At 44.6% G+C, this 13729-nt stretch carries 15 protein-coding genes; 12 read left to right on the forward strand and 3 right to left on the reverse strand.

From position 1 onward, the window contains the following. Positions 1 to 117 precede the first annotated feature (117 nt). A complete protein-coding gene (fni, locus tag ATB76_RS00665) occupies positions 118 to 1137 on the forward strand; it encodes a type 2 isopentenyl-diphosphate Delta-isomerase (RefSeq protein ID WP_061034391.1) in 1020 nt (339 codons plus the stop codon). Between the two features lie 72 nt (positions 1138 to 1209). Here the strand turns inward: fni and ATB76_RS00670 are convergent, their stop codons facing one another. Then, positions 1210 to 2097 (reverse strand): LysR family transcriptional regulator, encoded by an 888-nt coding sequence (locus tag ATB76_RS00670; RefSeq protein WP_061034392.1) that lies wholly within the window; start codon positions 2095 to 2097, stop codon positions 1210 to 1212. Between the two features lie 151 nt (positions 2098 to 2248). Between ATB76_RS00670 and ATB76_RS00675 the strand changes: the two genes are divergently transcribed. Both ATB76_RS00675 and ATB76_RS00680 read left to right on the forward strand, forming a co-directional pair. Further along, a complete protein-coding gene (locus tag ATB76_RS00675) occupies positions 2249 to 2686 on the forward strand; it encodes a PACE efflux transporter (protein ID WP_061034393.1) in 438 nt (145 codons plus the stop codon). 117 nt (positions 2687 to 2803) lie between these two features. Further along, the gene (locus ATB76_RS00680) at positions 2804 to 3067 is read left to right on the forward strand and encodes a DUF3012 domain-containing protein (RefSeq protein ID WP_061034394.1); all 264 of its coding nucleotides are present in this window, start codon (positions 2804 to 2806) and stop codon (positions 3065 to 3067) included. Positions 3068 to 3098: 31 nt separating this feature from the next. Here the strand turns inward: ATB76_RS00680 and ATB76_RS00685 are convergent, their stop codons facing one another. Continuing rightward, positions 3099 to 3713 (reverse strand): mechanosensitive ion channel family protein, encoded by a 615-nt coding sequence (locus ATB76_RS00685; protein ID WP_061034395.1) that lies wholly within the window; start codon positions 3711 to 3713, stop codon positions 3099 to 3101. Positions 3714 to 4225: 512 nt separating this feature from the next. Between ATB76_RS00685 and ATB76_RS00690 the strand changes: the two genes are divergently transcribed. Then, positions 4226 to 4948 carry a TerC family protein gene (locus ATB76_RS00690; RefSeq protein ID WP_061034396.1) on the forward strand — a complete coding sequence of 241 codons (723 nt, stop codon included), beginning with the start codon at positions 4226 to 4228 and terminating at the stop codon, positions 4946 to 4948. Positions 4949 to 4969: 21 nt separating this feature from the next. Here ATB76_RS00690 and ATB76_RS00695 read toward each other — a convergent pair whose 3' ends face one another. Next, complete coding sequence (locus tag ATB76_RS00695) at positions 4970 to 6454, reverse strand: winged helix-turn-helix domain-containing protein (RefSeq protein ID WP_061034397.1); 1485 nt, start codon at positions 6452 to 6454, stop codon at positions 4970 to 4972. Positions 6455 to 6953: 499 nt separating this feature from the next. Between ATB76_RS00695 and ATB76_RS00700 the strand changes: the two genes are divergently transcribed. From ATB76_RS00700 to ATB76_RS00740, 8 genes are all read left to right on the forward strand, one after another. Beyond that, the gene (locus ATB76_RS00700; RefSeq protein WP_061034398.1) at positions 6954 to 7433 is read left to right on the forward strand and encodes a porin; all 480 of its coding nucleotides are present in this window, start codon (positions 6954 to 6956) and stop codon (positions 7431 to 7433) included. A gap of 166 nt (positions 7434 to 7599) precedes the next feature. Beyond that, positions 7600 to 8001: a GFA family protein gene (locus ATB76_RS00705; protein WP_061034399.1), complete on the forward strand. Its 402-nt coding sequence runs from the start codon at positions 7600 to 7602 to the stop codon at positions 7999 to 8001. 150 nt (positions 8002 to 8151) lie between these two features. Next, positions 8152 to 8865, forward strand: a complete 714-nt coding sequence (locus tag ATB76_RS00710) for a class I SAM-dependent methyltransferase (RefSeq protein ID WP_061034400.1) — start codon at positions 8152 to 8154, stop codon at positions 8863 to 8865. A gap of 301 nt (positions 8866 to 9166) precedes the next feature. Further along, positions 9167 to 9412 (forward strand): hypothetical protein, encoded by a 246-nt coding sequence (locus ATB76_RS00715; RefSeq protein ID WP_038876461.1) that lies wholly within the window; start codon positions 9167 to 9169, stop codon positions 9410 to 9412. 140 nt (positions 9413 to 9552) lie between these two features. Beyond that, positions 9553 to 10005, forward strand: a complete 453-nt coding sequence (locus ATB76_RS00720; protein ID WP_009705016.1) for a hypothetical protein — start codon at positions 9553 to 9555, stop codon at positions 10003 to 10005. A gap of 187 nt (positions 10006 to 10192) precedes the next feature. Then, positions 10193 to 10615: a hypothetical protein gene (locus ATB76_RS00725; RefSeq protein WP_009705015.1), complete on the forward strand. Its 423-nt coding sequence runs from the start codon at positions 10193 to 10195 to the stop codon at positions 10613 to 10615. A 479-nt stretch (positions 10616 to 11094) separates the two neighbouring features. Beyond that, entirely contained in the window at positions 11095 to 13047 is a 1953-nt protein-coding gene (locus ATB76_RS00735; protein WP_061034401.1) for an FTR1 family protein, read from the forward strand. A 46-nt stretch (positions 13048 to 13093) separates the two neighbouring features. Next, positions 13094 to 13627: an iron transporter gene (locus ATB76_RS00740; RefSeq protein WP_017188589.1), complete on the forward strand. Its 534-nt coding sequence runs from the start codon at positions 13094 to 13096 to the stop codon at positions 13625 to 13627. Positions 13628 to 13729 lie beyond the last annotated feature (102 nt).

A 13729-nucleotide genomic window follows, 5' to 3' on the forward strand; every position in this document is an offset into this window, starting at 1 on the left:
AGCGAGAGCGCACAAGGCTCGATTCGGTAAATAAATTGTTCAATTTCCGAATTTTCGCATTGACGACAATGGCAAGGATCGCAATACTGCGCGACTGTTTTACTTTAGGGTGACATTATGGCTCCGCAATCTAATCGCAAAGACTTACATCTTGACGCTGTTTTACATCATGACATGAACATGAAAAGCAAAACGGCGGGCTTTGAGTCTATCGAATTCGAGCATTGCGCATTGCCTGAATGTGACTTTAACGCCATCGATCTTTCGAGCGAGTTTCTTGGCCATTCATTGACGCTGCCGTTCTTGATCAGTTCCATGACGGGTGGCGCAAAAGATGCAGAGATCATCAACTGTCGTCTGGCAGAAGCTGCCAGTGAAATGGGCATTGCGATGGGGGTTGGTTCGCAGCGAGTGAGCCTAGAAGACAGCCTACACTCAGGTTTAGGCAAAACCATTCGTGATCTCGCTAAAGGCGTGCCTTTGTATTCCAACTTGGGTGCCGCTCAACTGAGAGATAAACAACGTCTCGATAACGCTCAACGTGCAGTCGACTTTATCCAAGCGGACGCTTTATTTGTGCATCTCAACCCTATGCAAGAAGCCTTTCAGCAGAATGGTGACCATGATTGGATTGGTGTACTTAAATCGATTGAGCAGCTAAAACAGCGCGTTGATGTCCCGATGATCATCAAAGAGGTCGGCTTTGGCATCAGTGGTGCAGTAGCCAAGCAGCTTGTGGACGCGGGTGTGGATGCGATTGATGTTGCGGGCGCTGGTGGCACGAGTTGGTCTGCGGTTGAAGGTTACTGCCAAACAGACAACAAGATGCAGCGCGCTGCGGAGCTATTTCGTGACTGGGGCATTCCAACGGTTAAGTGTTTAGAGCAAATCCATGCTCAATACCCTAACTTACCTTTAATTGCCTCTGGTGGCGTGCATAACGGCTTGGAAGCGGCAAAAGCGATTCACCTAGGTGCTAACCTTGTTGGGCAAGCAGGTGCGGTATTAAAAGCTGCGACAATCAGCACGCAATCTGTCGTCGACCACTTTGAACAAATGGCATTAGAGTTACGTTTAGCGTGCTTTGGTACAGGTTCTGCGAATCTCCAAGCATTGACCCAAGCTCGTCGTCTTTAGCTTCAATTAGGCTTGAACCCTGTCTAGGTCTCGGAGCGTTTCTAAAACTTGAACCTACAAAACAGTTTTGGATTATTCGTCCTGATAGCGATAGCTCTGCAAGGTTTTTACTAGTGCTTGCAAAACCGGGCCCATACCTCGGGTTCGAGAAACTAAACATCCAACTGTCGTGAGCCAGCCATCAAATTCGTGCGCAACGGGTAGGGCAACTAGCTTACCGCTCTCAATCTCATTACTGACCACTCTTCCTGGCAATAATCCCCAACCAACGTTTTGACACGCTAAGTCGGTCAGCGTCTGATGCGAATTAGCAAACCATAACTGAGTGCTGATGGCGTAACTGAACCACAGCTCTTTCCTTTGTGCGCTGCGCAGTACCAGTTGGCGATGGGCTTTGAGCTCCGCATCATGAACCACCGATAGCTGTGCCAATGGGTGAGAAGGCGAAGCCACGGTGAGAAAACGAGTGTGCCCGAGGGTAAAGAAATCCATGTCCATTTTTAGCTCACCATCAGCCAACACGATACCGACTTGCGCTTTTCCTTTTCGAATCAACTCTTCTACATCAAATGTCGGTGCGGTAATGATATCGAACTGCGTAATAGGGAATTGGTCTGCCAAGCTGGCAAATTGCGCCAGTAGCGATTGGTTGATGAGAGATTCATCCACCGCAATCACTAGCTCGTGTTCGTAGGCTTGCTCTAAGGACTCGACTTTTTGGTCGAAGAATTTTTGTTGATGCAGAATGGACTGAGCGATGGGCAATAAGGCTTTACCGCTATCTGTGAGTGCCGGTGTGTTTTTCTCTCGATTGAACAGCTCTTGGTTAACTGCGATCTCAAGGTTAGCGACAGATTGGCTTACACCTGATTGCGCGCGCTTTAGCTTTCTTGCGGCTGCGGAGAAGGATCCTGTTTCGCACACGGTGACAAAGATTTTGAGTTGTTCAAAGCTGTACATTTCAATACCTAAAGAGGATTTGGATGACACTCATCCGGAAAGTATCGTTGTAAGCTATCACTATTCGTGATGGTTGTTAACTTTCTCTTCGTTATCTAGCTGTCATAATCCCCGCCACTTAACTTGTTCCATGTAAAGTTGTGAGGTTTTTATGGGAGCGTTAGAGCGTGTGTTTCACGCCGTATTATTTGAAGTATTGGCAATCAGTTTATCCATTATTGGTTTGGCACTGTTTACGGATCATGAAGTCAGTGCATTATCAGGAACCATGATAGTCGTCGCAACCATTGCGATGATTTGGAATTTCATCTTCAACTGGATATTTGATCGCTTTGCGACAGGGGCAAAAGAGAAACGCACGATCCGACTTCGAATCGTACACGTGGTGTTGTTTGAAGCGGGTTTGTTATTTGCCACCATTCCGGCGATGGCGTGGATGCTAGAAGTCAGCATGTGGGACGCGTTTGTCATGGACGTGGGCGTGACGATCTTCATCACCTTGTATGCGTTTGCCTTCAATTACATCTATGATCATGTTCGAGCGTATTTGGTTAAACGCCGAGTAACGATTTCGATGCAGTTAGGTTGAGTTGGCAGAAATTCGTCTCTTTTACGGAGAGAGAGTCGATAAATTGTCGCAGGCTTAACACGAACAGTGATATTTTGGGTATAGTTCATTCATCAATTGAAAGTGGAACCTAAATTTATGAAAAAACTGGTAATGCTACTGTTAGCAGCAACAGCGCTAACAGCATGTTCTGACGAAGTGGGTACAGAAGCTTGGTGTAAAGACATGCGTGAAAAGCCAAAGACAGAATGGACAACAGACAACGCGGTTGATTTCGCGAAGCACTGTGTTCTGCAAGATGGCATCGGTAGCGAGCAGTGGTGTAAAGACTTAAAAGAGAAGCCGAAAGGTGAATGGACGGCAAACGAAGCAACAGACTTTGCTAAGCACTGCGTGTTCTAAATTGACCGAACAAAAATGAGAAAGCCGAGCACTATGCTCGGCTTTCTTGTATCTGAAGGTCATCAACACCGGCACTAACATCGATATCTACGTCGGTGACCTTTTGTAGAGTCGGTTCGACGGCATTCTTATAAGTTCTCTTGGTGACGTTCTTTTGTAGCAAGAGGTTGTTTGGGTAAGTCGAAAAGTCGCCGTCTTCATGCTTTATCAAGGTGTGAAACAAACGAATGTCTGTGATCATCCCTTCAATTCCTGCACCATCATCAATACGAATGTTATCGCCTACACGGTAAGGGAAAACGAAGAAGATAAGAAAGCTGGCAGTGATGTTGCTCAGAATTGACCACTGAGCAATAAAGCTCACGCCTAGCACGGTAAACACAGAAGAAAGGAAGATAGAAAAATTCCCGTAGCCAATGCCACTCACGAGCAAAAAAGTGGCAAATAAGAAGACGAACAACAAAATGTTCACCGTTCTGGTAATGAATAATATTCTTGGTGGTTTGACTTTTTTATTCCGCGCTAACGTAGTGAGTGCTTTCGTCGCGATCTTACTGAAGATTTGATAAGCCAAAATGAAAATCAGACCGAGCAGTATGTCGTAGTCACTCAGGATTTGTAGAAATTGTTCAATTGATGACAGCATCACGTTCTCCTCTTTATAGGGCGAGTGTACGGTCAACCATCCGAAAAAGCGTCAAGTCTCTCTCAGCAAAAAATCATATCTCCCTCATGCCATTTTATAAGCCAAAGAAACCGTTTCTTTTGGTACGAATTTTTCACCTTTTCTGATTTTTATTCTATTTAAGGCTCTGAAATTAAGGTGTTTATTTGTTTTATATTTTCTTTATCTTTTTCTAAGTGCTTTGTGATGTGGTTATGAAACGGGTGAATACAATAGCCTTCCTCTGATTAACCACAACCTTGGAGAAAGTGATGACACTTATCGCGATCAAATTGCTTTACGTGTTCTACAAAGCAATGAAAAGACGCTACTCATAATCGCGTCATTAGGGAACAACTCACCCAAAGCACCTAAGAACGGAATACAGACTTCCCCATGTTAGAGAGGGGATTTGAGCGCAAGGTAGTGCCTGCTTAGGAGAGAGTGGATATTGAATAACTATTCTTTCGTACTTTGCACAGAGAACTTAAATAATGAATCTCGACTACTTTATCGCCTTCGGCACGTTACTCATGTTAGAACTCATTCTGGGTGTCGATAACATCGTCTTTATTACCATCATGACTGAGCGTCTTCCTGCTCATTTGCGCCAACGCGCACGTAATCTCGGTATCGGGTTAGCGGTGTTAAACCGCATTGCGCTGGTATTTTCGGTAGCTTGGTTACTGTCTTGGAAAGAACCGTTTGTCGAATACCAAGGGGTATCGCTCTCTTGTAATGATCTTATCTTTATTGTCGGTGGCGCATTCTTGTTGTTTAAAGGCATCAAAGAGCTTTGGGCGTGGGTCATGCCTATTGAAACGCCACCACATCAATTCTTTGCTGGGCAAGTTGGCACGGTAATATTGCAGATTATTGCGGTGGACGCGGTGTTTTCTCTCGATTCGTTGATTATCGCGGCGAGCCTAACGCAGGACATCACCATTCTTGCTGGTGTGATTATCTCTTCAAGCGTGATTCTGATGTTGATGGCGAATAAAGTACAGGCTGTGATTACTCGCCATCCTGGATTGAAAGTGCTCGCGCTGCTATTCCTCATTGTATTAGGTGCGCTGCTGATTGTTGAAGGGTTGGGGCTAAATATCGATAAGCACTACGTTTACAGTGCGCTCGCGTTTGGTTTGCTGCTTGAGCTATGTCATATCTTAATCAGCCGACAACCTTCTTCTCGACGTGTGGCAGGGCAGTACTTCTAAACTTTAATGCGAAGCTAACCACTATGGGTTAGCTTCGCTTTTAACGCTTTGCAATTCTTTAATCATGGTGTCCAAGTTGCTGTCAAAGAACAATGGACCCGCAAGTTTCAGTGCAATTGGCGATGACGTATTTTGTGTCGCTTGCAAATACAGCTCTTTTGCCCCGCTTGTGTGACCGCGAGCTTCTTCCGCTTTCGCTAGTAATAGATAAGTTAAGGACGTTTGCTGATTGTACGGAATCGACAACAGTATTTGTGATGCCTTATCCGGATTGTCTTCCGACAGCGCCAAGATTGCGTTGGCTTCACACACTCTTGGGTTATTCCCTCGCTTCAAAACTTCAGACAAGGAAGAGGAATATTCCTTGTTGAGTGCTTCAATCACTTGCTGCTTATTGGCTTCGTCTTTGGTAAACACCCTTAACACTTCACCGATGTAGCTTACCGAAATGGTGTAGGCATTATCTGGTGCGAGGGCTTTTGCTTGACGAAAATACGCCATCGCATTTTCATAGCCAGCGTTGTTGTACAAAGCGCCCGTCCCAGACATCAAAGCTTTTACTGCTTCAGGATCTTTAGGGAAGATTGACACATTGTGTTCCAACTCTTCTTCCGGCACCTCAATGTACATCGCGCGTAGCATGTCATCTATCATGGATGGGAAAGTTTGATGAAACCGTTCAAAGTTGGTCGAGTAACGACGATTCAAATGAGTCTGCCCTGAAACGCGATTGTGATACTGGAACAACAAACGCAGCTTTTTACCATCGCTGCTCTTGCTGGTGGAGATGTTGAACTCTACGGCGGCGAGTTTTCTGTGTTCTTTAGATTTGACCACACGAATATTGCTGTAAAACCCTATGTGTTCCATGAACTTAATGACGATACCGTACAGTTCTGGTCGTGCTTTCACATCCTCACTGACATTCAATACTGCATAACGAAATTCGTAATGGCTTAAGTGCCCGGTGTGAGAATCAGGGTTCGGCTTTGGGTCGTCTGCGCGAAACAGTAAAAATGCCGCCTGAATAAGAACAATCAAAGAAAGTGCGCCAATTAAGATGGGTTGTTTGCTCTTTTTAGGGCGAGATTCAACGGCCTCTACTGCGGGTTTCGAGGCTTCAGTTTGTGACTCTTCCTCTTCAATGACCTGATCTTCAGGTTTCTGTATCGCGATTTTTTCCAGTTTTACTTCGCCATCAAATCGATACCCACGCTTTGGTACGGTGACGATGTAGCTGCATTCCTGTTGGCTGTGTTTTTTCAGCACTTTTCTGAGTTCAAATACCGCTTGGGTGACCACTTGATCGGTCAATACACTGCCGCCCCAGACTTGCTCGATAAGTTCATCGCGCGTGTGAGTCAGTCCTGGATTCAGACATAGGAACTCAAGCAACTTTGAGAGACGGTTATCAATCGTAATGCATGAGTCAGCAAATTGTATTTGCCCCTCATTGGGCACAAAACGCCACTCATCTACGATAAAACTGATGTTTTTGTCAGGCATTCACACTCGCTCTTCTATTTTTTATTCATCTCATTGAGTAAATGTAGTCTCAATTAGATGATTTTGCTGACAATTTAAAGCGCGAGTAACGTGATTTTCTACACATTCCGTTATCGGAACGCCGATTTTTGCTCTCTACCTTTAATGCCTCCCCTTTTACCTAGGAAATCAACACTGAATGGAAGAAAAGTTCCAATTAATTTGTTTGTTTTACCCTCTATTTTGATGTTTAACTCTATGTATTTATTGGTTTTATATTTTGTTTATATGCTAGTGATGAAGTTTTATTAACTGCTGAGTTTTACGTTATGTCACCGCAGCGAAAACACAGGATGATGCATCCCACACCGCAAGTGAGGGGCGAGCTTCTTAAAAGAGAAAAGGCGCAACGTTCCCTGAAGTCACTTGCAATAAGGAAATAAAAAATCGATGCATGAGCATCAAGTACTGAAGGATTAGGGAATGTTAGTCAACCTTTTATATTGAGAGTTATTAAGAAATGAAACTGAACAAATTTATTCTTCCAATCGCTGCTATCTTCTTTGCTACACAAGCTGCTGCTAACCCATACATTGGTGCTAGCTACCTATATTCTGAATACCAAGTAAAGAACGAGAACACAGACTTTAGTGATCAAAACAGCGGTTACAACCTTTACATCGGTTACCAGTTTAACGACCTATTGTCGATTGAAGGTGGATATGCAGATTTCATCGATACGCACAAAGACTTCGAGCACATCTACTCTGATGCTTGGCTAGCAAGTGCGAAACTAACACTACCAATCACTATTTTCGACGTTTACGGTCGTGTCGGTATGGGTCACTTCCAAACGAACCTTGGTGATTCAAACGACATCTACTACGGCGTAGGTGCAGGTGTGGCATTGGGCCCAGCTCGCGTTGCACTTGAGTACACCATGTACGAAGCAAAAGTTGTTGAGAACAGCTACGCGCTAAGTGCAGAGTTCCGCTTCTAAAAAAAGCAACGACTTGTCCTAGTTGTTTTCCACTGCGCTTATGGAAGAGTGCGGTGGTTTTCTTCGTTCCATTTTTGCAAACCTGACTTACTTGTCTTTATTTCGTCGTGTTGGACTGGCATGGTGATTCGGTAACTGACATTCCAATAAAGAGAAGGACTTAACAATGGAAGTACTCAAAGGCTCATGTCTGTGTGGCAAGGTGAAACTCGAAGTCGCGGATGAATTCAAATACATGGGCAATTGTCATTGCTCTGAATGCCGCAAATTTACCGGATCCGATTACTCGTCAGCGGGTGGCGTTGCACTGGATAAACTGATTGTGATTGAGGGCGCGGAACACATCCAAACCTATCAGAAGAGCGCCAATACCGAACTCTCATTCTGCCGTCACTGCGGCTCTAGCCTTTACTCGAAGAAAAACAACGGTATCGTCAATGTGCGCTTGGGCACTCTTGATGATGTGCCTTCCCATAAGCCAAGCTTCCATATTTTTGTCGCATCCAAAGCCCCTTGGAATGACATTACTGATGACCTCAAGCAATTCGAAGCCGAACCCAAGCTATAAGCTGGTTTGAGGTTGAGTGCTGTACCAAACCAAAAAGCACTTAAAGTTGTGAGAGAGAGCCACTCAAATGAGTGGCTTTTTGCTTTTGAGTGACAGTAATATCCGACACTATACGACTAGTTAGCATCGACAGATTTTGGGAGAACATCAGTGAGCGAAGAATACAACCAAGCCATCTCTAAGCATTACGCGGCTTATCGTCCGCCGCTGCATCAAGTCATCCTACAAGCTAACTTAGGTACGTTCCCCCAGTTCCAGTTGGGGTTAGATATTGGGTGCGGTACAGGCGTATCAACACTGGCATTGGCTAAATACTGTCAGCAACTACATGGTGTGGATCCAAGCACGTCAATGATTGAGCAAACCAAACCATCAGCAGGAATTGAGTATCATGTCGGCGATGGTGAGCATGTGCCATTACCAGACAACAGTGTGGATGTCGTGACGTTTGCAGGCTCACTTTCTTACGCAAAGTCTGTGGCTTTGGTGGCTGAGCTTCAACGCGTCTGCCAATCTGCAGCGCACGTTGTGGTGTACGATTTTGAAGTGTTGCTCGAAAAGCCCCTCAAGCTGTTAGGCATAGAGATGGAACTGATGGAGTCCAACTATGACCATGCTATCAACTTCAGTGATTGTGACGCTTTCCAAGCGATGAAGGTTTACAAGGAGACCGTAGAGCTAGAAGTCAGCGCTGAAGAGCTGGCGCATGTGCTGTTTTCTTCTTCAAAGCGTTACACCAATTTGGTTGAAGCATTGACAGGAGATGACCCATTCGCAAACGCTGTTGAGGCTTTGAAGCAACTTAGTAAAAAACACGTTATTCAAGCCGATACCTATTTCGCGATGTACCAGATAAATGCGTGAAGCTCACGTCAATTAATGACTTACAAGGCCGCTATCACAGTGGCCTTTTTGTTCCGTGAAACTGTGAAATACGCTCCGTTTTTCTTTTGTGTGTGAATTTGCGGTCAGATTCTGAGTAACTGTTTCATCTGTAAGTAAATCCAAAGGAAAGTGCGGTCAAACTCTAATTTTGGAGGCAGGGGCTTGTGATAGGCTCACTTCAATTATGGGGCAGAATCACCATCAAATTAGCAAGCCTTTCTATTTGAGCACCGGGATGCTGCCTATTTCCAGATCTGCACTGTTACCTTAGGACCCCATTATGGCAAAAGCACTAAAAATCGAATCTGGTCGTTACCTGAATATGGACCAAGTTGTTACGTTCGAACTCAGCCATGATTCCATCAAAGTTACGTCGACGGTCGAGTCTTTTGCTCATGTTTATATCGGCATTGATGGTAAAACAGAATACGCCGATTGCTTTGTCTCGGTACAAGACTTTCACCGAATTAAGCGTGAACTGTGTGACTACATGGGCATCGACGAGCCAACGCTATTAATTGACTGATCACTCAAAAATGACAACAAAATCACAAGTACAGTATGCGGTGTTGCAACTTGTAGTCTAACTTTTAACAACCACTGGCTAGGGTGAGCAATAACACGGCGGCGAAGATCGTCCGTTCACCAAATACAATAAGGGACGTTATGTCTGATAAATACATCTCAATGATCCAGGACTTTTTTCATGTGTTCGAAGCACTGAATCAATACGTCTTGGATTCCTACGGTGAATTGGCAGCGTGGGAAACTCAATTGGTGAGGCTTGATATTGACCAAGGTGATAAAGAAAAGTCGTATGACGTCGCGCAAGTCGCGAGCATGCTTAACTTTTCGGAAGACGCAGTAAAATCATTCTTAGTGGTATACAGCTTCTTAAGTAATAACCTTTACGATCTCATTGGTAATCGTGAGTACGAAGATTGGGGTACGGACGGCAACAGCCTGCAAGTCGAGTATTCTGATCTGACGATCGAATCATTTGATGCGGACCAAATTGCTCCGCTGATGGAACGTCGCGTCTACTTCGAATGGACGTTTGATGCATTGCAACGTACCTACGATGAAATGATGGCAATCAGCCACGGAAGAATTGCCTGACAGGTTTAATGTTTACTTAAACGCCTGAGTAAACATTGAAGCAAATACAAAAGCCGCTCATTCGTAGCGGCTCTGTTTTTGGGGCTTTCAAACGTTTCTGTTTCCTCTTCTTACAACTCTTGAATTAAAATCTATCGGCTAATCACGTATTGTGATGATTAGCGATTTACTTGTTAGAAGAACAAATATGAAAAAGACAATCTCAACAATGGTTTTAGCAATGGCACTTGTCGGCTGTGACGACGCAAGCAAAGCCATTGACCAAGCACAAGAAGCCGCAAACAAAGCGATTGATACGGTTCAAGAGCAGATGGATTCAGTAGAAGAAGCGTTTAACCTAGACCAGTTTGGTGATGCTGCGGAATCTGCAGAAGAACTTGCGGCGTCGGTTGAAGAAGCAATGAATGTGGATTTCAGTGACCCTGAAGCGCTTATTGAAGCGAAAGAACACATTGCCAATGCGTACGCTTGTTTGGTGGAAGCGTCTTCTGAATCGACAGTGGATAAGGTGATGGACAAAGTGATGTCATCTATCGGCAGCGAAGAAACCAAATCTCTGATTGAAGAAGGTATTGAGAAAGCACAAGCAGCAAAAGAGTGCGTGATGTAATCGAACCGGAAAATGAAATACTCATGGCATGTGTCGTGGGTATTTTTCCTTTTGCCAATTATTCGGCCCTATCTTCTTCGTCCTGCATCTCACGAGTTCACTCAATGTTAGCCTTCCTTTGAATTTAAGTTTCTGTATCTGCAGATGTTATTTCTACATTTTTTACTTTTATTGGACTGTGAACTTTCGCTTTATAGATGCTTTTATTTAGATGAATACCGTTCACAACGGGATGATATCCTGTCGTCATAATTGAAAACTTAAGTTTTGTCGATTTTTCCTTATTTATTGCCCGCGTGAATATCAAAAAATTCTGTAATTTAAATATCGCCATAAAATCATATCTTTACGTACAAAGCGTCGTCGTCTAGTCACCTTAACGTCGTTCATGACGACATTCACCCAGCATTTTTCACCCATTGTAAATGATAATAATTTGCAATAGCGTTTATGAAAAATTCATATTTTGTGGACGAACTATGTTGGCGTTTAGGAAAACGACGTTCTCAACACTCTTGGTGTTGCTTGTCTCTCTCTATTCTTCATTTGCCCTTGCGATTGACTATGACAGTGCGGTGAATGACATTGCACAGCGCTTGGATAAAACAGCCCAGCTCTATGAACAGGGTGATAAAGATCAAGCAAAAACTACCGTGCAGATGGCGTATTTTGAGGTGTTTGAAAGTCTTGAAGGTCCGGTACGTATTAATTACTCGCAACAATACTCGTATCAACTAGAGGCGAAGTTTGGTGACATTCGAAAGTTGATTGTTGCCGGAAAACCCGTTGATGAAGTCGAAAAAGAAATCAACTGGCTGAAAAAAGAAATTCTGGGGTTACCGGAGATCTTGGCATCAGGTCATCAACTTAAAGCCGAAAACACTAACCTACATACCGAGGACATCTTGCCGTTTTGGCGTGAAGCGGTCACGAGTATCGACACCCAGCTAAATGCGGCTTTGACGGAATACCGCGAATCTGGTGAACAACCAGAAAGCGCAGCAGAAAAACAGCAGCGTGCATTCGATTTCGTGCAACAAGCGCAGTTCAAAGGGTACAAAAATACCGAGCTGGAAATTGCTATTCGGTTACATCGATCTGCTGAGCGCTCGGCAGAATACAACGCAGCGTTTCGTTCTATTGCCAAAATCACTAAGCAACCTTTTAACCAACAAAACTTGATTCGGTTTGGATATGAGTTATCGACCTTGGTTCAAGGGTTGAAAGACGAATTACCAGGTCTGCCAGCAACTCGTGATTTCCAAGTTCCTGATACTGCAAAAAATGCCGACGCAGAAGTTACTGCACGCGATTGGAACCCTGTCGTAAGTGAGATTATGACTGCAATTGATGGTGCTATTGATAGCTATAAAAATGGTGACAAGACAGCGGCAATTCTCGCGGTACAAGATGCTTACTTCGATCATTTTGAAGCATCAGGTATGGAAAATGCGGTGGGTTCGAGAGATAGCGCATTCAAATCAGAGCTTGAAGGCTACTTCACCCGTATTGTGAGCATGCTAAAGGCGGACCAAGCTCAGGCTGATATTGACCAGCAAGTACAAAAGCTAAAAGTAGGCTTGATGGATGCAGCAGGCAATCTATCTGAAGGCAACTTGAGCTGGTGGGCGATGCTGATCGCTAGCTTCACTATCATTTTCCGTGAAGGATTAGAGGCGCTGCTTATCGTTGCCGCTATCACCGCTTATCTGATCAAAAACGATGCCTCCGACAAGCTACATGTTGTTAAAAATTCGGTCGTTGTTGGTCTTATTGCCAGTGCGATCACCGCGGTACTGTTCCAGTGGCTATTTGAAAACTCTGGTGCAAGTCGAGAGTTACTTGAAGGCATCACCATGTTGATTGCTGTTGTGGTGCTGTTCTCTATGAGTTACTGGCTGCTTTCTAAAGTTGAAGCTGCTCAATGGAAGCGCTACCTCGAAAGCAAACTTGCCACGTCGATCACCACAGGCTCTCTCTTTGGCTTATGGCTGGCGAGCTTCCTAGCGGTTTACCGTGAAGGTGCAGAGACGGTCTTGTTCTACTTTGCTTTGGCGGCAGATACCAACTCTCAAACTATGGTTGCCCTAATTGCTGGTTTTGCGATTGGTGTGTTGGTGCTCGCGGTGATCTTCTTTGTCATGCGCTACAGCGTGGTCAAGCTCCCTCTCAAACCTTTCTTCATCTTTACTGGCGGATTCATGTATCTGATGGCGTTTGTCTTTGCGGGCAAAGGTGTTCTAGAGCTGATTGAAGGCAAGTTATTCCAACCAACATTAATTTCAGGCGCGCCAGAGTTTGCACCGTTGGGCATTTACCCATACATGGAAACTTTGCTGCCTCAGCTGGTGCTTATCGTGGCAGCAATCTTTGCGCTCATCGTAATGAAAGCAAGAAGTAAGCGAGAACTTGCACAGCAAGCTCGTTGTTAAACATGAACAAAATCTATCTAAAATCAAGCAAGTAAAGGACATTACTATGTTGAATAAAAAACTCATCGCTACCGCAGTGGCTGCTTCAGCTCTATCAGGTATGGCAATGGCAAATGATTTACCGTTCGTTGAGCACCCAGCCGGTGAACCTCTAGAAATGAATGGTATGGAGATCGCTGCTGTTTACCTTAAGCCTGTTACGATGGAGCCTCAAGGTATGATGCGTGCAGCTTCTAAGTCGGAAGTGCACCTAGAAGCAGACATCCATGCTCTTGCTGGTAACAAAAACGGCTTTGGTGCGGGTGAGTGGATCCCTTACCTAACCATTAACTACACGTTGAAAAACGTTGATACCGGTAAAGTACAAGAGGGGACATTCATGCCGATGGTGGCAGCAGATGGTCCGCACTATGGCTCAAACATCAACATGTTAGGTGTGGGTAACTACGAGCTTACATTCCACATCGATCCACCGTCAAAAGCGGGTCTGCTACGTCATACGGATGAAGAAACTGGCGTTGGTCGTTGGTTCAAGCCGTTTGATGCTCAATACAAATTTAAGTACGTAGGCATTAAGTAACCTTCCGTGGTGCAGCAACCAGACCACTGTTTGTGGTCTGGTTGTTCTGGTTTTTTGAGTGACTTATCTGTCTTATGCACTGTGCATGAATGGTCAGTGGTA

The organism is Vibrio sp. MOR3, from assembly GCF_001557775.1.
Lineage (GTDB): Bacteria > Pseudomonadota > Gammaproteobacteria > Enterobacterales > Vibrionaceae > Vibrio > Vibrio jasicida.